The 22,180-nt window shown below is 60.5% G+C and carries 16 protein-coding genes and 1 pseudogene; 4 read left to right on the plus strand and 13 right to left on the minus strand.

Features of this window, described 5'->3' with window-relative positions:
- Nucleotides 1-2: 2 nt before the first annotated feature.
- The 8 genes from gcvP to arcD (ACM6I0_RS00525) all read right to left on the minus strand — a co-directional run bounded on the left by gcvP (nt 3) and on the right by arcD (ACM6I0_RS00525) (nt 10,735).
- Entirely contained in the window at nt 3-2,855 is a 2,853-nt protein-coding gene (gene gcvP / locus ACM6I0_RS00490; protein ID WP_414921240.1) for an aminomethyl-transferring glycine dehydrogenase, read from the minus strand.
- A gap of 11 nt (nt 2,856-2,866) precedes the next feature.
- Nucleotides 2,867-3,250 carry a glycine cleavage system protein GcvH gene (gene gcvH, locus ACM6I0_RS00495; RefSeq protein WP_208669587.1) on the minus strand — a complete coding sequence of 128 codons (384 nt, stop codon included), beginning with the start codon at nt 3,248-3,250 and terminating at the stop codon, nt 2,867-2,869.
- 452 nt (nt 3,251-3,702) lie between these two features.
- On the minus strand, nt 3,703-5,211 hold the full coding sequence (locus ACM6I0_RS00500) for a sigma-54-dependent transcriptional regulator (RefSeq protein WP_414921241.1): 1,509 nt from the start codon (nt 5,209-5,211) through the stop codon (nt 3,703-3,705).
- Nucleotides 5,212-5,429: 218 nt separating this feature from the next.
- Nucleotides 5,430-5,792, minus strand: coding sequence for a DUF5064 family protein (locus tag ACM6I0_RS00505; protein WP_414921242.1), 363 nt, complete (start codon nt 5,790-5,792; stop codon nt 5,430-5,432).
- 12 nt (nt 5,793-5,804) lie between these two features.
- Entirely contained in the window at nt 5,805-6,734 is a 930-nt protein-coding gene (gene arcC, locus ACM6I0_RS00510) for a carbamate kinase (RefSeq protein WP_414921243.1), read from the minus strand.
- A 186-nt stretch (nt 6,735-6,920) separates the two neighbouring features.
- Entirely contained in the window at nt 6,921-7,931 is a 1,011-nt protein-coding gene (locus tag ACM6I0_RS00515; protein ID WP_285433692.1) for an ornithine carbamoyltransferase, read from the minus strand.
- Nucleotides 7,932-8,000: 69 nt separating this feature from the next.
- Entirely contained in the window at nt 8,001-9,257 is a 1,257-nt protein-coding gene (gene arcA / locus ACM6I0_RS00520) for an arginine deiminase (protein ID WP_414921244.1), read from the minus strand.
- A 50-nt stretch (nt 9,258-9,307) separates the two neighbouring features.
- Entirely contained in the window at nt 9,308-10,735 is a 1,428-nt protein-coding gene (gene arcD / locus ACM6I0_RS00525) for an arginine-ornithine antiporter (RefSeq protein WP_414921245.1), read from the minus strand.
- A 445-nt stretch (nt 10,736-11,180) separates the two neighbouring features.
- On the opposite strand from arcD (ACM6I0_RS00525), the gene arcD (ACM6I0_RS00530) reads away from it, so the two are divergent.
- A complete protein-coding gene (gene arcD, locus ACM6I0_RS00530; RefSeq protein WP_285433695.1) occupies nt 11,181-12,608 on the plus strand; it encodes an arginine-ornithine antiporter in 1,428 nt (475 codons plus the stop codon).
- On the plus strand, nt 12,605-13,468 hold the full coding sequence (locus ACM6I0_RS00535) for a DNA-3-methyladenine glycosylase family protein (protein WP_414921246.1): 864 nt from the start codon (nt 12,605-12,607) through the stop codon (nt 13,466-13,468). Before arcD (ACM6I0_RS00530) ends, ACM6I0_RS00535 begins: the two co-directional genes overlap by 4 nt.
- Before the next feature lie 130 nt (nt 13,469-13,598).
- On the opposite strand, the gene ACM6I0_RS00540 is transcribed toward ACM6I0_RS00535, so the two are convergent.
- The 5 genes and pseudogenes from ACM6I0_RS00540 to gap form a co-directional block, all read right to left on the minus strand.
- Nucleotides 13,599-14,930 (minus strand): CoA transferase, encoded by a 1,332-nt coding sequence (locus tag ACM6I0_RS00540; protein ID WP_414921247.1) that lies wholly within the window; start codon nt 14,928-14,930, stop codon nt 13,599-13,601.
- Nucleotides 14,931-15,082: 152 nt separating this feature from the next.
- Nucleotides 15,083-15,838, minus strand: coding sequence for a methyl-accepting chemotaxis protein (locus ACM6I0_RS00545; RefSeq protein ID WP_414921292.1), 756 nt, complete (start codon nt 15,836-15,838; stop codon nt 15,083-15,085).
- Between the two features lie 150 nt (nt 15,839-15,988).
- Nucleotides 15,989-17,287, minus strand: a pseudogene (locus ACM6I0_RS00550) (cache domain-containing protein); the annotation flags it as partial.
- A gap of 226 nt (nt 17,288-17,513) precedes the next feature.
- Complete coding sequence (locus ACM6I0_RS00555) at nt 17,514-17,978, minus strand: methylglyoxal synthase (RefSeq protein ID WP_222588152.1); 465 nt, start codon at nt 17,976-17,978, stop codon at nt 17,514-17,516.
- 29 nt (nt 17,979-18,007) lie between these two features.
- The gene (gap, locus tag ACM6I0_RS00560) at nt 18,008-19,009 is read right to left on the minus strand and encodes a type I glyceraldehyde-3-phosphate dehydrogenase (RefSeq protein ID WP_059402992.1); all 1,002 of its coding nucleotides are present in this window, start codon (nt 19,007-19,009) and stop codon (nt 18,008-18,010) included.
- Nucleotides 19,010-19,229: 220 nt separating this feature from the next.
- Between gap and edd the strand changes: the two genes are divergently transcribed.
- Together edd and ACM6I0_RS00570 are read left to right on the plus strand one after the other, a co-directional pair.
- Nucleotides 19,230-21,056, plus strand: coding sequence for a phosphogluconate dehydratase (gene edd / locus ACM6I0_RS00565; protein ID WP_285433701.1), 1,827 nt, complete (start codon nt 19,230-19,232; stop codon nt 21,054-21,056).
- On the plus strand, nt 21,053-22,012 hold the full coding sequence (locus tag ACM6I0_RS00570) for a glucokinase (protein WP_414921248.1): 960 nt from the start codon (nt 21,053-21,055) through the stop codon (nt 22,010-22,012). The genes edd and ACM6I0_RS00570 overlap by 4 nt, the downstream gene beginning before the upstream one ends.
- Nucleotides 22,013-22,180 lie beyond the last annotated feature (168 nt).

Below are 22,180 nucleotides of genomic sequence, written 5' to 3' on the forward strand. Positions count from 1 at the left end.
GTTTAAGCGTAGCTTTCGATCGACGGGCAGGCGCAAACCAGGTTGCGATCGCCAAACACGTTGTCGACGCGGCCGACCGGTGGCCAGTACTTGCCTTCGATCAGCGACGCAACCGGGTACACCGCTTGCTCACGGCTGTACGGATGCGTCCACTCGCCTACGATTTCCGCAGCGGTGTGCGGCGCGTTTTTCAGCGGGTTGTCTTCCTTGTCCAGGGTGCCGTTTTCCACGGCGCGGATTTCTTCGCGGATGCGGATCATGGCGTCGCAGAAGCGGTCCAGTTCTTCCTTGGATTCGCTTTCGGTCGGCTCGATCATCAGCGTGCCGGCGACCGGGAACGACATGGTCGGCGCGTGGAAGCCGAAGTCGATCAGGCGCTTGGCGACGTCATCGACGCTGATGCCGCTGCTGTCTTTCAGCGGACGCAGGTCGAGAATGCATTCGTGCGCCACCAGGCCGTTGCTGCCGGTGTACAGCACTGGGTAGTGCTCTTCGAGGCGACGGGAAATGTAGTTGGCATTGAGGATCGCCAGTTGCGAAGCGCGCTTGAGACCCGCGCCACCCATCATCCGAATGTACATCCAGGTGATTGGCAGAATGCTCGCGCTGCCGAACGGTGCCGCGCAGACCGCGCCTTCCTTGCGTTCCATGGTGCCGTGACCCGGCAGGAACGGCGTCAGGTGCGACTTCACGCCAATCGGGCCAACACCCGGGCCGCCACCGCCGTGCGGAATGCAGAAGGTCTTGTGCAGGTTCAGGTGCGACACGTCGCCGCCGAACTTGCCCGGCGCACACAGGCCGACCATCGCGTTCATGTTGGCGCCGTCGATGTACACCTGGCCGCCGTGGTCATGAATGATGCCGCAGATTTCGCGGATGCCTTCTTCGAACACGCCGTGCGTCGACGGATAGGTGATCATCAATGCCGCGAGATGCTCGCGGTGCTCGATGGCCTTGGCGCGCAGGTCTTCGATGTCGACGTTGCCGCGGGCGTCGCACGCGGTCACCACCACACGCATACCGGCCATGTTGGCGGTCGCCGGGTTGGTGCCGTGGGCCGAAGACGGGATCAGGCAGATGTCGCGACGGTCTTCGCCACGGCTCTGGTGGTAAGCACGGATCGCCAGCAGGCCGGCGTATTCACCCTGGGAACCGGCGTTCGGTTGCAGCGAGATCGCGTCGTAACCGGTGGCGGCGCAGAGCATCGCTTCCAGCTCGTCGGTCAGTTGCTGGTAGCCGGCGCTTTGCTCGGCTGGAGCGAATGGGTGCAGGGCACCGAATTCAGCCCAGGTTACCGGGATCATTTCGCTGGCGGCGTTGAGTTTCATGGTGCACGACCCCAGCGGGATCATGGTGCGATCCAGGGCCAGGTCCTTGTCGGCGAGCTTGCGCAGGTAGCGCATCAACTCGGTTTCCGAGTGATAACGGTTGAACACCGGGTGGCTGAGGATCGGCGATTGGCGGACCAATGCGGCCGGGAAGGTGCTGACCACGGAAGCGGCGAGGGCGGCGAAGTCCGGCAGGGTTTTGCCGTCGGCGAGCAGGGCCCACAGGGTTTCCACATCGGCTTGCGAGGTGGTTTCGTCAAGGGACAGGCCCAGACGTTCAGCATCGACCACGCGCAGGTTGATCTGCTGGCTGCGAGCCTTGTCGTGCAACGCGGCGGTGTTGGCGCCAGTCTTGATCGTCAGCGTGTCGAAGAAGCTTTCCTGCTCGACGTTCAGGCCGATGGCTTTCAGGCCTTGGGCCAGAATCGCGGTCAGGTGATGCACGCGATTGGCGATCTGCGTCAGGCCTTTCGGGCCGTGGTACACGGCGTACATGCTGGCGATGTTGGCCAACAGCACCTGGGCGGTGCAGATGTTCGACGTGGCTTTCTCGCGGCGGATGTGTTGCTCGCGGGTCTGCATCGCCAGGCGCAGGGCCGGCTTGCCGAAACGGTCCACGGAAACGCCGACCAGACGGCCCGGCATGTCGCGTTTGAACGCATCCTTGGTGGAGAAGTAAGCGGCGTGCGGGCCACCGAAGCCCAGCGGCACGCCGAAGCGTTGTGCACTGCCGATGGCCACGTCGGCGCCGAACTCACCAGGCGGCGTGAGCACGGTCAGGGCCAGCAGGTCCGCCGCGACCGCGACCAACGCGTTGGCGGCGTGGAAGCGTTCGGTCAGTTCGCGGTAATCGAAGACGTCACCGTTGCTCGCCGGGTATTGCAGCAGCGCGCCGAAGAACGGCGTCACGTCGGCCAGTTCACGCTCGTCACCGACCACCACGTCGATGCCCAGTGGCTCGGCACGGGTGCGCAGCACGTCGAGGGTCTGCGGGTGGCAATGCACGGAAGCGAAGAAGGCGTGGCTGCCCTTGTTCTTGCTCAGGCGTTTGCAGAAGGTCATGGCTTCGGCGGCGGCGGTGGCTTCGTCGAGCAGCGAGGCGTTGGCGATCGGCAGGCCGGTCAGGTCGCTGATCAGGGTCTGGAAGTTCAGCAGCGCTTCGAGACGGCCCTGGGAAATTTCTGGCTGGTACGGGGTGTAGGCGGTGTACCAGGCCGGGTTTTCCAGCAGGTTGCGCAGGATCGGCGACGGCGTGTGCGTGCCGTAGTAGCCCTGGCCGATGAAGGTCTTGAACAGCTGGTTTTTGCCGGCGATGGATTTGATCAAGGCCAGGGCATCGGCTTCGCTCAGGCCGTCTTCGAGGCCGAGCACGCTGGTGCCTTTGATGCTGTCGGGGATGACGCTGGCGCTCAGGGCTTCCAGGGAGTCGAAGCCGAGGCTGTTGAGCATGGCTTGCTCGTCACCGGCGCGTGGGCCGATGTGGCGGGCGATGAATTCGTTGGCGGTCGAAAGGTTTACTTGAGTCATGTCAGCGCTCCTCAGGCTTCGGCGTTGGCTTTGATCAGGCGGTCGTAGGCGTCCTGATCCAGCAAGTTGGCGACAGCCGAGGCGTCGGTTGGCTTGAAGCGGAAGAACCAGCCTTCGCCCAGCGGATCTTCGTTGACCAGTTCAGGGCTGCTGTCGAGCGCCGGGTTCACTTCCAGCACTTCACCGTCGAGTGGCATGTACACGCCGCTGGCGGCTTTTACCGATTCCACGGTGGCGGCTTCAGCGCCTTTGTCGTAGGACTGCAGCTCAGGCAGTTGTACGAAAACCACATCGCCCAAGGCGTTCTGCGCGAAAGCGGTGATGCCGACTGTGACGCTGCCGTCAGCTTCAGTGCGCAGCCATTCGTGATCTTCAGTAAAACGCAATTCGCTCATGGAAACTCCTAAGGGGGCCAGACTCGTCTGGTGGACGCGATGGAATGCTTGGGCAAAAGCCCTTCTTTATGGATGGCTACTAAGCAAGATCGCGGCCAATGTGGTTAAACCCTTATGAATCAGTGCTTTGGGAATAAATTGGGTGCTTGCGAATTAAATAGCTGTAGCGAAATCGCTACAGTTGGAAGCAAAGAAAAAAGCGTAGTGGGATCAAAGCCTTGCGCAGCGGTGATTAGGGGAGGGTGTATCGATATCGTTCCGCTGTAGCGCTTTCAGTACAGATGGAGGTCGTTTTTGAGCATAATTTTGAGGTCAGCGCAAAACCTGTGGGAGCGAGCTTGCTCGCGATGACGGCGGAACAGCCAACATTGATAGCGACTGGTCTACCGCCATCGCGAGCAAGCTCGCTCCCACAGTGATTTTGTGTCGTCAGGGAGATTGTATTTTCAGCCCTACGGCTTGTTGGGAATCCCGTACTTGCGCAACCGATGGGCAATCGCGGTGTGGGACGTCTGCAGGCGACTGGCCAGTTGCCGGGTCGAGGGGTAGCTGACGTAGAGTTTTTCCAGCAGGGTTTTTTCGAACTCTTCCATCGCTTGCTCAAGGCTGTCGACATCGCTGTCGCTCTGGCGCGCCACCGAGGTGCCGGCGATATCGAGGTCGCCGATGTCCACCAGGCTGCTTTCGCAAATCGCTGCGGCGCGGAAAATGACGTTCTGCAATTGCCTCACGTTGCCCGGCCAGCGATTACCCAGCAGCGCCGGATAAGTGCCTGGCGCCAGGCGGCAGACCGGGCGCTGGATTTGCGCGCAGGCCTGCTGCATGAAATAGCGGGCCAGCAGCAGGATGTCCTGGCCGCGTTCGCGCAGCGGCGGCACTTCGACGTTGAGGACGTTGAGGCGGTAGAACAGGTCTTCGCGGAAGGTGCCTTCGCTGACCATTTTTTCCAGGTCGCGATGGGTCGCGCTGAGGATCCGCACGTTGACCTTTACTTCACGGTCACCGCCCACTCGACGGAAGCTGCCGTCGTTGAGGAAACGCAGCAATTTCGCCTGCAAGTACGGCGACATCTCGCCGATCTCATCGAGAAACACCGTGCCCTGGTTGGCCAGTTCCATCAGCCCCGGTTTGCCGCCCCGTTGCGCGCCGGTGAAGGCGCCGGGGGCGTAGCCGAACAGTTCGCTTTCAGCGAGGTTCTCCGGCAATGCCGCGCAGTTCAGCGCCAGGAACGGCGAGCTGTGCCGCGCACTGATGGCGTGGCAGGCCCGCGCCACCAGTTCTTTGCCGGTGCCGGTTTCGCCCTGGATCAACAACGGTGCATCAAGCGCAGCCACCCGCTGGGCGCGCGCCTTGAGTGTGCGAATCGCCGGGGATTCGCCTAGTAGCGCGTCGAAACCTTCGGCGTGATCATGGTGCAACGCGGACAAGCGTTCGCCGATGCGGTTGGGTTGGTACAAGGTCAGCAGGGCGCCAGCGTCGGTGATCGGCGTGGCGTCCAGCAACAGGGTCTGGCCGTTGACGGTGATCTCGCGCAGCGGCAGGCGAAAGCCGTTTTCCAGCAGCGTGTCGAGCAACGCAGGATCGGCAAACAGGTCGGCGATGCTTTCACCGGCCGGTTCGCGACCATACAAGGCGATCAACGCCGGGTTGGCCAGCAACACTTTGCCGGCGCTGTCCAGCGCCAGCACCGGATCGGTCATGGCGGCGAGCAACGCATCGAGTTGCAGGTGCCGACGCTGGCCGGGAAGGATGTCGACCACCGTCATCGTTTGCACGCCGCGCACGCTGAGCAGGGCGTCGCGCAGTTCGTCGAGCACCTCCGGACTCAAGGTCGGGGCGTCGATGTAGACGTTCGGCGGCACCATCTCCACCGCATCCAGATTGAGATTGCGCCCACCGAGCAGGGCCAGGACTTCCTGGGTAATGCCGACGCGGTCGATGAAGCTGACGTGGATACGCATGGGGCGGTTTTTGGTTCTGGAGTGCGGAGGGTGGCAAGTATGCCTTGGGGCGGGCCAATGGTGAAATCCCGTGCAGGACTTCGGGATGACACCAACACCCTGTGGGAGCGAGCTTGCTCGCGATGGCGGTGTATCAGTCGACAGTTATGGTGACTGTCAGTCCGCTATCGCGAGCAAGCTCGCTCCCACAGGTACAGCGTTCATCCTGGGGAACAGGGTTATTCGAAGTGTTCGATGTTCACCGGGTCGCCGGATTTCATGTCCAGCTGCACCCGGATGTCTTCAAACATCAGATCGTAATGCTTGTGGACCGAGCCGATCTGGCTGTGTGACTTGGGAATGCCGTAATGCTCGGCGATCTTCGTCACGTTGTTGGCAAAATTGTAGGCCTCCTCCTTGGGCAGGAAGAAGGTCTCTTTCATGTCCTTGCCCTGAATGCTGCCATGCATCGTGAACTGGATGCCTTTGACCCCTTTGGGGTTCTTGCTGACTTCATAGTCGAGACAAATGTTGTAGCTGACATCGTTCTTGTCCAACGCGTGACGCTCGATGTGCAAGTGACCCGGTACAAACTGTGCCATAGACGTCTCTCCCTACAAGTAAGTAATGCCAGGTTTCGCCGTGCTGATGCGCGTACCTGCCTTGCCCTGGACGATCGCTTCAATGTCCGAGAGTGAACCGATCACCGCCACTTTTCCAGTATGGCGGGCAAACTCACAGGCTGCCTGCACCTTCGGTCCCATGGAGCCGGCGGCGAATCCGAGTTTTTCCATTTCGTCCGGGTGCGCCTCGACGATGGATTTTTGCGTGGGTTTGCCGAAATCGACATAGGCCGCGTTGACGTCGGTGGCGATCACCAGCAGATCGCTTTCAAGCTGTTCGGCCAGCAGCGCCGAACACAGGTCCTTGTCGATCACCGCTTCCACGCCTTGCAGTTTGCCGTGGGGGCCGTACATCGTCGGGATGCCGCCACCGCCGGCACAGATCACGATGCTGCCTTTTTCCAGCAGCCACTTGATCGGGCGGATTTCGAAGATGCGCTTGGGTCTCGGGCTGGCCACCACGCGACGGAATTTGTCTCCGTCCGGGGCAATCGCCCAGCCTTTTTCAGCCGCAAGTTTTTCTGCTTCGGCCTTGGTGTAGACCGGGCCGATGGGTTTGCTCGGTTTCTGGAACGCCGGGTCGTTGGTGTCGACTTCGACCTGGGTCAGCAGGGTTGCGAACGGCACTTCGAAGTCCAGCAGGTTGCCCAGTTCCTGTTCGATGATATAGCCGATCATGCCTTCGGTTTCAGCACCGAGCACGTCCAGCGGGTAAGGGGAAACCGAGGTGTAGGCAGCGGCTTGCAGCGACAGCAGCCCGACCTGCGGACCATTACCGTGGGCGATCACCAGTTCATTGCCGGCATGGATCTTGGCGATTTGTTCGGTGGCGATCCGGATGTTGGCGCGCTGGTTGTCCGCGGTCATGGGTTCACCCCGGCGGAGCAGGGCGTTACCGCCCAGAGCAACGACGATACGCATAATGCAATCCTTCTAAACAGAGACGTTGCGGACGACTTGGTCACCTGTGGGGCGGCATATTGTGGGAGCGAGCTTGCTCGCGATGGCGGAGTATCAGTCGACATCAATGTTGCCTGTCACACCGCCATCGCGAGCAAGCTCGCTCCCACAGGGGCCGTATTCCCTCAGGAGGAGCCGCGTCGGTCCTTAGATATCCGCCAACGCCGACACCAGGATCGCCTTGATGGTGTGCATGCGGTTTTCCGCTTGCTCGAAGGCGATGTTGGCCGGCGATTCGAAGACTTCTTCAGTCACCTCGACGCCGTTGGCCAGGTGCGGATACCGCGCGGCGATGTCTTTGCCGACCTTGGTTTCGCTGTTGTGGAACGCCGGCAGGCAGTGCATGAACTTCACGCGTGGATTGCCCGAGGCCTTCATCATGGCGGCATTGACCTGGTACGGCAGCAATTGCTCGATGCGCTCGTCCCACGCTTCGACGGGCTCACCCATCGACACCCAGATGTCGGTGTGGATGAAGTCCACGCCCTTGACCGCTGCTTTCGGGTCTTCGGTGATGGTGATGCGTGCGCCACTGTCTTCGGCGAAGGCTTTGCACTGGGCAATGAAATCAGCGTGCGGCCACAAGGCTTTCGGTGCGGCGATGCGCACGTCCATACCGAGTTTGGCGCCGATCATCAGCAGTGAATTACCCATGTTGTAGCGTGCGTCGCCCAGGTAGGCATAGCTGATGTCATGCAGCGGCTTGTCGCTGTGTTCACGCATGGTCAGGGTGTCGGCGATCATCTGCGTCGGGTGGAATTCAGCGGTCAGGCCGTTGAACACCGGCACGCCGGCGAACTTGGCCAGCTCTTCGACGATTTCCTGTTCGAAGCCACGGTACTCGATGGCATCGAACATCCGCCCCAGCACGCGGGCTGTGTCTTTCATGCTTTCCTTGTGGCCGATCTGCGACGACACCGGGTCGATGTAGGTGACGTGGGCGCCTTGGTCATGGGCCGCCACTTCGAAGGCGCAACGGGTGCGGGTCGAGGTTTTTTCGAAGATCAGCGCGATGTTTTTGCCTTGCAGGTGCGGACGCTCGGTCCCGGTGTACTTGGCACGCTTGAGGTCGCGGGAAAGGTCCAGCAGGTAATTGAGCTCACGCGTCGTGTGGTGCATCAGCGAGAGCAGGCTGCGGTTGCGCATGTTGAAAGCCATGATGGATCTCCTTGGGTTTCGGTTATCCGCCTGCTTCACCCTTTATGAGCGTGAAGCAGGGCATGAAAATTAATAGTCGATAGGGTCGCGAATGATCGGGCAGGTCATGCAGTGGCCGCCGCCACGTCCGCGTCCGAGTTCGCCGGCACTGATGGTGATGACTTCCACGCCGGCCTTGCGCAGCAGGGTGTTGGTGTACGTGTTGCGGTCATAACCGATCACCACGCCAGGCTCCACGGCCACCACGTTGTTGCCGTCATCCCATTGCTCGCGCTCGGCGGCGAAGCTGTTGCCGCCGGTTTCCACCACGCGCAGGGCTTTGAGGTTGAGGGCCTTGGCCACGGTGTCGAGGAAGTTGGTTTCTTCGCGACGGATGTCGATGCCGCCTGGTTTGCTTTCGTCAGGACGCAGGGTGAAGGCGACGATCTGGTTCACCACTTCCGGGAAGATCGTCACCAGGTCGCGGTCGCAGAAGCTGAACACGGTGTCCAGGTGCATGGCCGCGCGGGATTTTGGCAGGCCGGCGACGATGACTTTCTCGACGGCTTTGTTCTTGAACAGGTTGACCGCCAGTTGGCCGATGGCCTGACGGGACGAGCGCTCGCCCATGCCGATCAACACCACACCGTTGCCGATCGGCATCACATCGCCGCCTTCAAGGGTGGCGCTGCCGTGGTCCTGGTCCGGGTCGCCGTACCAGATCTGGAAGTCGGCGTTGGTGAACTGCGGGTGGAATTTGTAGATGGCGGTGGTCAGCAGGGTTTCCTGCCGACGTGCTGGCCAGTACATCGGGTTCAGGGTGACGCCACCGTAGATCCAGCAGGTGGTGTCGCGGGTGAATTGCGTGTTGGGCAGCGGCGGCAGAATGAAGCTGGAGTGACCCAGGAAATCGCGGAACATCTGGATGGTTTTACCGCCAAAGCTGTCCGGCAAGTCGTCGGCGGAAACGCCGCCAATCAGGAACTCGGCGATTTTCCTCGGCTCCAGGCTGCGCAGCCAGGAACCGGTTTCGTTAACCAGGCCAAGGCCCAACGAGTTGCCGGTGATCTTGCGTTCCAGAATCCAGTCGAGTGCTTCGGGGATGGCAACGATGTCGGTCAGCAGGTTGTGCATTTCCAGCACTTCGACATTGCGCTCGCGCATCTTGGTGACGAAGTCGAAATGGTCGCGTTTGGCCTGTGCGACCCACAACACATCATCGAACAGTAACTCGTCGCAGTTGTTCGGGGTCAGCCGCTGGTGGGCCAGACCGGGGGAGCAAACCATGACTTTACGCAGTTTGCCGGCTTCGGAATGTACGCCGTACTTAACTTTTTCCGTGGTCATTACAGTGGTCCTCCAGATGACAGATCGTTCCCTCGTTTACACCGAGGGGCTTACAGAGTCAGGAAGCCGTCATACAGCCCGTAGGCCGCCACCAGGGCGCCCACGACGACGGCTGCAAAAATCAGCTTCTCGACGTTGGTGAAAACCGGTTTGTTGACTTCAAGCTTGGCCTTGGCGAACAGGATCGCGCCGGGCGCATAGAGCAGGGCGGAGAGCAGCAGGTATTTGACGCCGCCGGCATAGATCAGCCAGATCGCGTAGATCAGTGCGACGGCGCCGATGAACAGGTCCTTGTTGCGTTCGCCCGCAGCGTTTTCATACGTCTCGCCTCGCACCGCCAGCAGAAAGGCGTAAGCCGCCGACCACAGGTACGGCACCAGAATCATTGAGGTCGCGAGGTAGATCAGCGACAGGTAAGTGCTGGCCGAGAACAGCGTGATGATCAGGAACAACTGCACCATCGCGTTGGTCAGCCACAGCGCATTGACCGGCACTTGCTTGTCGTTTTCCTTGCGCAGGAACGCCGGCATGGTGTGGTCCTTGGCCGCGGCGAACATGATTTCGGCACACAGCAGAACCCACGACAGCAGCGCCCCGAGCAACGAGATCACCAGGCCGACGCTGATCAGCACCGCGCCCCACGGACCGACCACGTGTTCCAGCACCGCCGCCATCGACGGGTTCTGCAGTTTGGCCAGTTCCGGTTGGGTCATGATGCCCAGCGACAGCACGTTCACCAGCACCAGAAACAGCAGCACGGTGATGAACCCGATCACGGTGGCTTTACCCACATCGGTGCGTTTTTCCGCCCGGGCCGAGAAGATGCTTGCACCTTCGATGCCGATGAACACCCATACGGTGACGAGCATCATTTTGCGTACCTGGTTCATCACGCTGCCCAGGTCCGGGTTTTTCAGGCCCCAGATGTCAGCCGTGAAGATGTCCAGCTTGAACGCGAAAATCGCGATCAGGATAAACAGCCCCAGCGGCACGACTTTGGCGACGGTGGTCACCAGGTTGATGAACGCCGCTTCCTTGATGCCCTGCAGTACCAGGAAATGCACACCCCAGAGCAACACTGAAGCGCCGATCACGGCCGCGACGGTGTTGCCTTCGCCGAAGATCGGAAAGAAGTAACCAAGGGTACTGAACAACAGAACGAAGTAACCGACGTTGCCCAGCCAGGCGCTGATCCAGTATCCCCAGGCGGAAGAGAAACCCATGTAGTCGCCGAATCCGGCCTTGGCGTAGGCGTACACCCCGGCGTCCAGATCAGGTTTGCGGTTGGCCAGCGTCTGGAAGACGAAGGCCAGGGTCAGCATGCCGACCGCCGTAATGGCCCAGCCGATGAGCACGGCACCGACGTCGGCACTGGCGGCCATGTTCTGCGGCAAAGAGAAAATCCCGCCGCCAATCATTGAGCCGACAACCAACGCAACGAGTGCGCCGAGTTTCAGTTTTCCGGGGGATTCAGACATTGTATGACTCCAGTGCAGGAGAAGAAGAGGACCAGTTTAATTTGATGGGCTATTCAATCATCTGACTTAGATCAAGTAATGCTCGGATTTCATTGCTGATTAATGACTTACGCAAACTTTGCGAGCATAAGTCTGTTGTCTGAGAAGCCCGTTCCAGAGGTTCCTGACCAACGTTTAATAAATAAAGCGTAGCCCTTGAGATTTAGACGCTAGTCCGTTTTCCTGTTTTGGCAAGTGTGGGTCCCTGAATGTCGTGTGGTATTGATTTATTAGGATCTGGTCACACCTGCGCTATTTAAAAATGTTGGCATAGTGCGATTAGCTATAAATAAAACTCAGGGTTGGCGTTAATGGATAAACGTAATTACGCTTCAGCTATTTAGTTAAAACCGATTTATGTGACGTTCGCGTGGCGATGGTCGCGATAGAAAATGGAGACGCAGGAATGTCGCAACCGATGCAAAAGCTTGGCTTGAACGCGCTGATCGCTTTGGTGGTGGGGTCGATGATTGGCGGCGGGATTTTTTCCTTGCCGCAAAACATGGCGGCGCGCGCCGATGCCGGGGCCATATTGATCGGTTGGGCAATCACCGCCGTGGGCATGTTGGCGCTGGCCTTCGTGTTCCAGACCCTGGCCAATCGCAAACCTGAACTGGACTCCGGGGTGTACGCCTACGCCAAGGCCGGTTTCGGCGATTACATGGGGTTTTCATCGGCCTGGGGATACTGGATCAGCGCCTGGCTAGGCAACGTCGGTTACTTCGTTCTGTTGTTCAGCACCCTCGGTTACTTCTTTCCAGTGTTCGGCCACGGCAACACGCCAGTCGCCATCGGCTGCGCCTCGGGGCTGCTGTGGGCAGTGCATTTTCTGGTGATGCGCGGGATCAAGGAAGCGACGTTCATCAACCAATTGACCACCGTGGCCAAGATCGTGCCGCTGATCATGTTCATCGTGATTGCCGCCGTGGCGTTCAAGGCAGACATCTTCACCCGTGACATCTGGGGCCGCAGCAACCCCCATTTCGGCGGTGTGATGGAACAGGTGCGCAGCATGATGCTGGTGACCGTGTTCGTCTTCATCGGCATTGAAGGCGCCAGTGTGTATTCGGCCCGCGCGCAGAAACGTTCGGACGTGGGCCGGGCGACGGTCATCGGTTTTATCGGTGTGTTGGCGCTGTTGGTGCTGGTGAATGTGTTGTCGTTGGGGATCATGAGCCAGCCCGAATTGGCCACCCTGCAGAACCCGTCGCTGGCGGCGGTGCTGGAACACATCGTCGGCCCCTGGGGCGCTTTACTGATCAGCATTGGCCTGGCGATTTCGCTGCTCGGTGCGTTGCTGTCCTGGGCGCTGCTGTGCGCAGAGATCCTCTTTGCCACGGCTAAAGACCAGACCATGCCAGCCTTCCTGAAGAAGGAAAACGCCAACCACGTGCCGGTCAATGCGCTGTGGCTGACCAACGTGATGATTCAGATTTTCCTGCTGATCACGCTGTTTTCGGCCGGGACGTACACCAGCCTGATCTACCTCGCGTCGTCGATGATTCTGGTGCCGTACCTGTGGTCGGCGGCGTATGCGGTGCTGTTGAGTGGGCGCGGCGAAACGTACGAGCACGCCTCGGGCGAACGGACCAAGGACCTGATGGTCGGTGGCATCGCGCTGTGTTACGCGATGTGGCTGCTGTATGCGGGTGGGGTGAAGTACTTGCTGCTGTCGGCGCTGCTGTACGCGCCGGGGGTGATTCTGTTCGCCAAGGCCAAGCATGAGCAGGGTGAGCCATTGTTCACCCACGTCGAAAAGGGGATTTTTACCTGCGTGAGCATCGGCGCGGGGCTGGCGGCGTACGGGTTGTACAGCGGGCTGTTGTCGTTGTGAGGTTGTTGCTGGCGTATCAAGCGCCTTATGACTGGTCGGCGATGCTCGGCTTTTTATCGGCGCGGGCGGTGGCCGGGATGGAAACGGTGGCCGGTGGCGTTTACTCACGCAGCATCGGCTTGAGTGGTAATCACGGTACGTTTTCGATCCTGCCCGTGGCGGGCGATGCGCTTGAGGTGACACTGGACTTTCCCGATCCGGCGGCCGTGCCGCAGATCGTTGCGCGGCTGCGGCGGATGTTTGATCTGGATGCGGACCTGCCAGCGCTACATCAGCAATTGACGGGAGATCCATTGATGCAGCGCTTGATTGCCGCGCATCCGGGGCTGCGGGTGCCGGGGGCCTGGGATGGGCTGGAGTTGGCGATGCGTGCGGTGCTGGGGCAGCAGATAACCGTGGGCGCGGCGATCAAATTGGCGGGGAAACTGGTGAGTCGGTATGGGCCGCCGTTGACCTCTTGTTTACCCGGCGTAACCCATGGCTTCCCTGAGGCCGCTGTGTTGGCGCAAGCGGATCTCGCGACGTTGGGCATGCCGAGGAGTCGTGGCCGGACCTTGTCTGGCGTGGCCCAGGCTTTGCTCGATGATCCCTGTTTGTTTGAGCCAGGACGAGAGGGCGCAGTGGCGCGGTTACTGGCGCTGCACGGTATCGGCGACTGGACGGCGCAGTACATCGCCTTGCGGCAATTGCGGGACATGGACGCATTTCCCGGTAGCGATGTGGGGTTGATCAAGGCGCTGGCGGCGCTTGAAGGTGAACCGGTGACGGCTCGGGCGTTGTTGGCACGGGCCGACGCATGGCGGCCTTGTCGCGGGTATGCGGCGCAGCTGCTTTGGACATCGTTGAGTCGGGCTGATTGAGCTGATCCGATGTGTGCGCTGCGTGTTCTGGCCCCATCGCGAGCAGGCTCACTCCCACATTTGATCGCATTCCTTCAGCAGAACTCGGTCAAGAGCGGGAGCGGGCTCGCTCGCGAAGGCGATTCGACCGTCACCACCACTTCGCAAGATGGGAGCCCAACTCACTCGCGGGAAGCGCCCACTGCAGCGGCGTCCCGGTGATTTTCAGTGGCACATGAAGCCGATGCGCCGGCCCCCAGGGTGTCTGCTCGACCAGCAGGCCTTGATCGTTTTCATCCTCTGCCCGTAATGCTTCATTTGTGCCTGGGCCATTTTCAATCAACAGTTTTGCGGTGCGCGCCAATGACAATCTGGCCGACCCGCCACGACCCAACAACGTAATCGCCGCTGCCGCCATCAAATACCCCGTCGCATGATCCAGCGCCTGCACCGGTAACGGTGTTGGCTTGTCTGCGGTCTTCCATCGCATGCCCGCTTCAGCGATCCCGCTGCTCATCTGCACCAGACTGTCGAACCCGCGACGGTTCTGCCACGGACCGCTCCAGCCGTAGGCGTTGAGGCAGACATCAATCAGCCCCGGAGCCAGTCGTTGTCGCTCGGCGACACCGTAGCCCAAGTGTTCCAGTGCATCGGCGCGGTAGCCGTGGAGCAAGATGTCGGCGTCCTTGAGCAGGCTGTCGAACACGGCTCGATCGCTTGCGTCGTGCAGGTCCAGGCACGCGCAGCGTTTACCCAGCGAGACTTCGGGCACTACGCCCGGTTCGTTCCAGTTCGGTGGGTCGATGCGCAAGACATCGGCACCGAGACCGGCGAGAAAACGGCTGGCGATGGGGCCGGCCAATACGCGGGTCAGGTCCAGCACCTTGATGCCCGCCAGCGGTTGCGCCACCGAACCCTGCCACGGTTTTGCGACTTGGCTGCTGACGGCACTGAACTGAATCAACGGTTCGGCGTTCACTGCCAAACCTTGGGGATGCGCCTGCCATTGCGCCCAGGTGCGCATTTCGGCGGCGCAGCCACCGGCGTCGACCACGGCCTGTTCCAGATCTGTTTTCGCCCATTGCGCGACCTGGCTCGCCATCGCGGCGCGGTCGGCACAAGCGCCGAGCACCCGTTCGGCGGCGGCACGATGATGCGGTGCATTGGTGTGCAAGCGGATCCAGCCGTCCCGGGTCGCGTAGTCACCGGCCACCGGGTCCCACATCGGTGGAACGCTCCAGCCAACAGGGCGGATCGAGGTTGCAAACCAGAAAGACGCCAGGCGGCGGTCGACTTCAATTGGGGGTAAACGGCCGGTGTGTTGTTGCAGTAGTTCACTGACCGCCTGGCCGGCTACGGCAATGCCGGCGCACGCCAGGTCAGTGACGGCAAACGCCGAGGGCAGGGCGCCGCTCGACGTGAATGGAATCGGCGTGTGGGGCAAGCCGAGTGCGGCTTGAATGGACGTGAGTAAACCAGTCATTGAAGGCCCTCCGGAAGAGGGCTTCATGATAGATCGTTCCCACGCTCCGCGTGGGAATGCAGCCCGAGACGCTCTGCGTCTCAGAAGCGGACGCAGAGCGTCCATTGAGGCATTCCCACGCGGAGCGTGGGAACGATCATTGGCAGTGCAACTTAAACCCGGAACTGATCCATCAATTTCATCTGCTGGGTGGTCAGGGAATTGAGCTGGCTGCTGATCTGCGCCGATTGAGTGGCTTGGCCCGTCAGGGTTTCGGTGACGGTGCGGATGGCCGAGACGTTGCGGTTGACCTCTTCGGCCACGGCGCTTTGCTGTTCGGCGGCGCTGGCGATTTGCAGGTTCATGTCGCTGATCACGGTGACCGCGTCGCTGATTTTGCTCAAGGCCTGGACCGCTTGTTGAATCTGCCCGGCGTTGCTGTGGGCCTGGGTCTGGCTCGAATGCATGGTGGCGACCACGCCGCGAGTGCCCGACTGGATGCGCTCGATGACGATGCGAATCTCTTCCACTGAATCCTGGGTCCGTTTGGCCAGGTTGCGCACTTCATCGGCCACCACCGCAAAACCACGACCGCTCTCACCGGCACGGGCCGCTTCAATGGCCGCGTTAAGGGCCAGCAAGTTGGTTTGTTCAGCGATGCTGCGGATCACTTCCAGCACCGAACCGATCTGTTCGCTGTTGACTGCCAGCGCTTCGACTTCGGTCACGGCTTTGCTGACTTCGTCGGCCAGTTGATTGATGTCGCGGGTGCTGCGCTCGATGATCGACATGCCATCGCGGGCCGATTGATCAGCGCCTTTGGCGGCATTGGCCGCGTTCGACGCACTGTTGGCGACGTCGTGGGCCGTGGCGCTCATTTCGTTCGACGCGGTGGCGACCTGGTCGATTTCGCGGAACTGCACCTGCATGCCTTCGCTGGTCTGGCGAGCGATTTCCGAAGACTGGTCGGCGGTGCCACGGGCGTCGGTGATGCTTTGTTTGATCTGTGCGATGGTCGGTTGCAGCTTGTCGAGGAAGCGGTTGAACCAGCTCACCAGCTCGCCCAATTCGTCTTTCTTGGTGTAGTGCAGGCGTTGGGTCAGGTCACCGTCGCCGCTGGCAATCGCCTTGAGCATTTCGGCGACGCTGTTGATCGGGCGGGTCACGCCGGACGCGGTGAGCCAGATCAACAACAGGCCGATCAGCCCGGCAACAATAGCCACCAGCACCGCTTGGATCGTGCCGCTTTGCTGGGCATCATCGAGTACTTGTTGCAGCTTCACCGAGTCGGCCAGCAGCACCTGTTTGGGCAGGTCGATGACCACGCCCCAGGCCTTGGAATCGTTGATCGGGCTGACCGGGTACACCGCGCGGATCAGGTCGCCCTGTTCGAGGATCTTCGGCGTGCCGCCATTGAGCAGTTGCAGGATCTCCTTGCCGTCTGCGCCCAGGGTTTCGCCGATGTTTTTGCCAACCTTGCTCGCGTCGGTGCTGTAACCGGCGAGCACGCCGCTGCCGGAAACAATCAGCATGTGCCCGGCGCCGTTGAACAGCTCACGCTGGGAATCGATTGCGGCGGCTTGCAGTGCGTCCAGAGCAATGTCCACACCGACCACACCGATGGATTTGCCGTCCACCAACAGCGGCACGGAAATCGTAGTCATCAGCATTTCCTTGCCGCCGACCGTGTCCGCATACGGGTCGAGCAGGCAGGTGCGCTTGCTGTCGCGAGGGCAGGTGTACCAGCTGTTGTAGGGCGTGCCGCTTAGGCTCAAGGTGGTTTTGGTCATGTCGTCTTCGACCATGATCGTGTTCAGCCCGGTCCCGCCGGCACGGCTCCAGTAACTGGCGAAACGTCCGACTTCGTTGGACTGGCGGGCGGCATCGTTGGCGAACTCGCTGTCCTTGCCGTCCAGCCCGTTGGGCTCGAACGCCAGCCAGATCCCCAGCACCTTGCTGTTGCGCTCGAAGGCGGTTTTCAGGCTCTGGTTCAGTTCTTCTCGCAGGGCGCCGGCTTCAATCGAACGCTTGGCGGCCATGTTGCGCATGTCTTTGATCTGGTCGGCGAGGGCTGTCACCACCAGCAGGTTTTCGCCGAACGTCTTCTGTACTCGCACCGCTTGCTCGGCCGCTTTGGACTGCAGCAGATTCTGCACGCTGTCCGTCAGCATCTTGCTGCTGGAGGCGCTGACCAGTTCATCGTTCTGATTGGTCTGGTAGAAGTTCATGCTGACGATCAGCGCGATCACACCCAGCAGGCACAGACCGGACAGCAGGACAATTTTCAGGCGGATGGAGAGTGAGTCGAACATAGGGCGAACTCGCAAATGGATGAGGTGTTGGCTATGGGTCGAAGTCGACCCGATCGCCAAATCCATTCAGCGCCATTCAATGCTCATCGGCGTGCGGCGAGGATGCATGATGGTGGCTCCGACGAGCGGTCATGGTTGAACGTTTGCGCAGGAAAATGCCCTGAAAATGGCAAAAAAATCAGGAGATTATGCAGAGTTGTAACAAGTGAATCTGCTGGCGGCAGCCATTGATTCGAACGTATGACAACGGCTTGTCATACGCTCGAATGGACAATGATTGATGGGTGACGGGTTATGCGCGACCCAGCAGATAGGTCGCGTAATCGGGGATGCGGTGCTGGTGCGCCTGATCCATCATCGGGCTGCTGAGCAGGTAATCGGCGCTGCATTCGTTGCAGGCCACCGGAATGTTCCAGACCGCCGCGACCCGTAATAACGCCTTGATGTCCGGGTCGTGTGGCTGCGGTTCGAACGGGTCCCAGAAAAACACCAACATGTCGACCCGCTGTTCGGCGATGCGCGCGCCAAGCTGCTGATCGCCGCCCAAGGGGCCACTGATCATGCTTTCCACCGGCAGATCCAGGCGTTGCTGCAATAACAACCCGGTAGTGCCGGTGGCGACCAGTTCGTGTTGCGCGAGCCTGTCTTTCTGCCGCTCGGCCCAGTCCAGCAAAAACACCTTGCAGTGGTCATGGGCGACCAGGGCGATACGCTTGCGCGCCGCCATGGTCTTTTGCGTGAAGCTGATACCGATCATCGCTGCTGCTCCTGCTTTTTCACGGCGGATTACTCCGCGTTGCACAGCGCCAGGCAGTTATCGAGCATGCGGTTGGAGAAGCCCCACTCGTTGTCGTACCAGGCCAGTACCTTGAGCAGCTTGCCGCTGGATTTGGTGTGGTTGGCGTCGAAGATCGACGACAGCGGGTTGTGGTTGAAGTCGCTGGAGACCAGCGGCAGGGTGTTGTAGCCGAGAATCTTCGAGTGCTGGCTGGCTTCTTTGAGCAGCGCGTTGACTTCGTCAGCGCTCGCTTCGCGTTTGAGCTGCACGGTCAGGTCGACCAGCGAGACGTTGATCACAGGAACACGCACCGCCATGCCGGTCAGTTTGCCCGCCAGTTCCGGCAGCACCAGGCCAACCGCTTCAGCGGCACCGGTCTTGCTCGGGATCATGTTCTGGGTGGCCGAACGGGCACGGTACGGGTCGGTGTGGTAAACGTCGGTGAGGTTCTGGTCGTTGGTGTAGGCGTGAATCGTGGTCATCAGACCGCTTTCGATGCCCAACTCGCGGTGCAGCACCTGAGCCACAGGCGCCAGGCAGTTGGTGGTGCACGAGGCGTTGGAAATGATTTGGTGCGATTGGCGCAGAATGTCGTGGTTGACCCCGTAAACCACGGTGGCGTCGGCGCCTTTGGCCGGTGCCGAGATGATCACTTTGCGTGCGCCGGCCGTAATATGCGCGGCGGCTTTGGCACGGTCGGTGAACAGGCCGGTGCATTCGAACACGACATCGATTTTTTCGGCGGCCCACGGCAAGTCGGCCGGGTTACGAATGGCGCTGACGGAAATACGGTCGCCGTTGACGGTCAGGCTTTCCTGATCGTGCTGGACATCGGCGTCGAACGTGCCGTGAACGGTGTCGTACTTGAGCAGATGGGCATTGATCGAGCTGTCGCCCAAGTCATTGATGGCAACGATCTGCAGATCCTGGCGATAGCCTTGGGTATACAGTGCGCGGAGGACGTTGCGGCCAATTCGGCCAAAACCATTGATTGCGATTCGAAGAGTCATTTAACAGGGCCGCCGTCGTTTTGTTGTTGGAATTACAAGATTATTCGCATAAAAATAGAAAACAAGCCTTTTTAATGGCAATATTTTGTTCAATCTACAACGAGTGACCTGAATCAACTGGTCCGACCGATCAAGCAAACCGTCTGTCATCCCACACACAACGGTCCTTGTTCAGCATAGACAATCAGGTCGCCACATCCGTTAGCCTGGAGTTCTACACATGCATCCCCGCGTCCTTGAGGTCACCGAACGGCTTATCGCCCGCAGCCGTGCAACCCGTGAGGCTTACCTTGCGCTCATTCGCGATGCGGCCAGCGACGGTCCGATGCGCGGCAAGCTGCAATGCGCCAACTTCGCCCACGGTGTCGCCGGTTGCGGCACCGAGGACAAGAACAGCTTGCGGATGATGAACTCCGCGAACATCGCGATTGTTTCGTCATATAACGACATGCTCTCGGCGCATCAGCCGTACGAAGTCTTTCCTGAACAGATCAAAAAGGCCCTGCGCGAAATCGGCTCCGTCGGCCAGTTCGCCGGCGGCACTCCGGCCATGTGCGATGGCGTGACCCAGGGCGAGCCGGGCATGGAACTGAGCCTGCCGAGCCGCGAAGTGATCGCGCTGTCCACCGCCGTGGCGTTGTCCCACAACATGTTTGATGGCGCGCTGATGCTCGGCATCTGCGACAAGATCGTGCCGGGCCTGATGATGGGCGCGCTGCGTTTCGGTCACCTGCCGATGATCTTCGTCCCCGGCGGACCGATGGTGTCGGGCATTTCCAACAAGCAGAAAGCCGACGTGCGCCAGCGTTATGCCGAAGGCAAGGCCAGCCGCGAAGAGCTGCTGGAATCGGAAATGAATTCCTATCACAGTCCCGGCACCTGCACCTTCTACGGCACCGCCAACACCAACCAGTTGCTGATGGAAGTCATGGGCCTGCACTTGCCGGGTGCTTCCTTCGTCAACCCGAACACGCCGTTGCGCGATGCCCTGACCCGCGAAGCGGCGCATCAGGTGACGCGCATTACCAAACAGAATGGCAATTACCTGCCGATCGGCGAAATCGTCGACGAGCGCTCGCTGGTCAACTCCATCGTCGCCCTGCACGCCACCGGCGGTTCGACCAACCACACCCTGCACATGCCGGCCATCGCCATGGCCGCCGGTATTCAACTGACCTGGCAAGACATGGCCGACCTCTCCGAAGTCGTGCCGACCCTGAGCCATGTCTATCCGAACGGCAAGGCCGACATCAACCACTTCCAGGCGGCGGGCGGCATGTCGTTCCTGATCCGCGAACTGCTGGATGCCGGCTTGCTCCACGAAAACGTCAACACCGTGCTGGGCCACGGACTGCGCCGCTACACCATGGAACCGTTCCTCGACAACGGCGAACTGGTCTGGCGCGAAGGCATCACCGAAAGCCTCGACGAAAGCATCTTGCGTCCCGTGGCTCGTGCGTTCTCGCCAGAAGGTGGCCTGCGGGTGATGGAAGGCAACCTCGGTCGTGGTGTGATGAAAGTTTCGGCCGTCGCGCTGGAGAACCAGATCGTCGAAGCGCCGGCCATGGTGTTTCAGGATCAGCAGGACCTAGCCGATGCGTTCAAGGCCGGTTTGCTGGAGAAGGATTTCGTTGCCGTGATGCGCTTCCAGGGCCCGCGCTCCAATGGCATGCCGGAGCTGCACAAGATGACGCCGTTCCTCGGCGTGCTGCAGGATCGCGGCTTCAAAGTGGCACTGGTGACCGACGGGCGCATGTCCGGCGCATCGGGAAAAATCCCGGCGGCGATTCACGTAAGTCCTGAAGCCTATGTGGGCGGGGCTCTTGCGCGGGTGCAAGAGGGCGATATCATCCGCGTCGATGGCGTCAAAGGCACCCTGGAGCTTAAGGTGGACGCCGAAGAATTCGCAGCGCGCACGCCGGCCAAGGGCCTGTTGGGCAACAACATTGGCACCGGTCGCGAACTGTTTGGTTTCATGCGCATGGCTTTCAGCTCCGCAGAGCAGGGCGCCAGCGCCTTTACTTCTGCCCTGGAGACGCTTAATTGAAACTGGCTTTGGTCGGTGACATCGGTGGGACCAACGCACGTTTCGCGTTGTGGAAACACCAGCAACTGGAATCGATCCAGGTGCTGGCGACGGCAGATTACGCCAGTCCTGAGGAGGCCATTGGTGTCTACCTCGGCGGCTTGGGGCTTAAGCCGGGCGACATTGGTTCGGTGTGCCTGTCGGTCGCCGGTCCGGTGAGCGGTGATGAATTCAAGTTCACCAACAATCACTGGCGCCTGAGCCGCAAGGGTTTCTGCAAGACTTTGCAGGTCGATCAACTGCTGCTGGTCAACGATTTCTCGGCGATGGCCCTGGGCATGACCCGTTTGCAGCCCGGCGAGTTTCGCGTGGTGTGCGAAGGCACGCCGGAGCCGCTGCGCCCCGCCGTGGTGATCGGTCCGGGAACTGGTTTGGGGGTCGGCACCTTGCTCGACCTCGGTGAAGGTCGCTTTGCGGCATTGCCGGGCGAGGGCGGTCACGTTGATTTGCCCCTGAGCAGCCCGCGGGAAACTCAGCTGTGGCAGCACATCTTCAATGAGATAGGTCATGTCAGCGCTGAAACTGCGTTGAGCGGCAGCGGCTTGCCACGGGTTTATCGGGCGATCTGTGCGGTGGACGGTCATACGCCGGTGCTCGAAACACCGGAAGCGATCACCGCTGCCGGGTTGGCGGGTGATCCGGTGGCGCTGGAAGTGCTGGAGCAATTCTGCTGCTGGCTCGGTCGCGTGGCCGGCAACAACGTGCTGACCACAGGGGCGCGCGGCGGTGTGTACATCGTTGGTGGGGTGATTCCACGGTTTGCCGATTTCTTTGTCGAAAGCGGTTTCGCCCGGTGCTTCGCCGACAAGGGTTGCATGAGCGATTACTTCAAAGGTATTCCGGTGTGGCTGGTGACTGCGCCGTATTCCGGCCTGATGGGCGCGGGTGTGGCACTGCAGCAATCCATTCCAGCCTGAAATGCGATCAAAAATGTGGGAGCGAGCCTGCTCGCGATAGCGGTTTTACATTCAACACATTGGTTGACTGACACGCCGCAATCGCGAGCAGGCTCGCTCCCACACTGGTTTTCCCGCAGTTGCTTCTGTGGTGTTTGTAGATTCAGCGCTTAAGGCATAATCCGCACA

The organism is Pseudomonas sp. IT-P294, assembly GCF_949767865.1.
Taxonomy (GTDB): domain Bacteria; phylum Pseudomonadota; class Gammaproteobacteria; order Pseudomonadales; family Pseudomonadaceae; genus Aquipseudomonas.

What these genes read in the sequence shown, in the direction of transcription:
- ACM6I0_RS00545 (WP_414921292.1), bottom strand. Translation starts at nt 15,838, where the DNA reads ATGCAGGTGCAGTTCCGCGAAATCGACCAGGTCGCCACCGCGTCGAAC.
- gcvP (WP_414921240.1), bottom strand. Translation starts at nt 2,855, where the DNA reads ATGACTCAAGTAAACCTTTCGACCGCCAACGAATTCATCGCCCGCCAC.
- ACM6I0_RS00515 (WP_285433692.1), bottom strand. Translation starts at nt 7,931, where the DNA reads ATGGCTTTCAACATGCGCAACCGCAGCCTGCTCTCGCTGATGCACCAC.
- ACM6I0_RS00505 (WP_414921242.1), bottom strand. Translation starts at nt 5,792, where the DNA reads ATGGCACAGTTTGTACCGGGTCACTTGCACATCGAGCGTCACGCGTTG.
- arcC (WP_414921243.1), bottom strand. Translation starts at nt 6,734, where the DNA reads ATGCGTATCGTCGTTGCTCTGGGCGGTAACGCCCTGCTCCGCCGGGGT.
- ACM6I0_RS00500 (WP_414921241.1), bottom strand. Translation starts at nt 5,211, where the DNA reads ATGCGTATCCACGTCAGCTTCATCGACCGCGTCGGCATTACCCAGGAA.
- gap (WP_059402992.1), bottom strand. Translation starts at nt 19,009, where the DNA reads ATGACTCTTCGAATCGCAATCAATGGTTTTGGCCGAATTGGCCGCAAC.
- ACM6I0_RS00540 (WP_414921247.1), bottom strand. Translation starts at nt 14,930, where the DNA reads ATGACTGGTTTACTCACGTCCATTCAAGCCGCACTCGGCTTGCCCCAC.
- edd (WP_285433701.1), top strand. Translation starts at nt 19,230, where the DNA reads ATGCATCCCCGCGTCCTTGAGGTCACCGAACGGCTTATCGCCCGCAGC.
- gcvH (WP_208669587.1), bottom strand. Translation starts at nt 3,250, where the DNA reads ATGAGCGAATTGCGTTTTACTGAAGATCACGAATGGCTGCGCACTGAA.
- arcA (WP_414921244.1), bottom strand. Translation starts at nt 9,257, where the DNA reads ATGACCACGGAAAAAGTTAAGTACGGCGTACATTCCGAAGCCGGCAAA.
- arcD (WP_414921245.1), bottom strand. Translation starts at nt 10,735, where the DNA reads ATGTCTGAATCCCCCGGAAAACTGAAACTCGGCGCACTCGTTGCGTTG.
- ACM6I0_RS00555 (WP_222588152.1), bottom strand. Translation starts at nt 17,978, where the DNA reads ATGATCGGTATCAGCTTCACGCAAAAGACCATGGCGGCGCGCAAGCGT.
- arcD (WP_285433695.1), top strand. Translation starts at nt 11,181, where the DNA reads ATGTCGCAACCGATGCAAAAGCTTGGCTTGAACGCGCTGATCGCTTTG.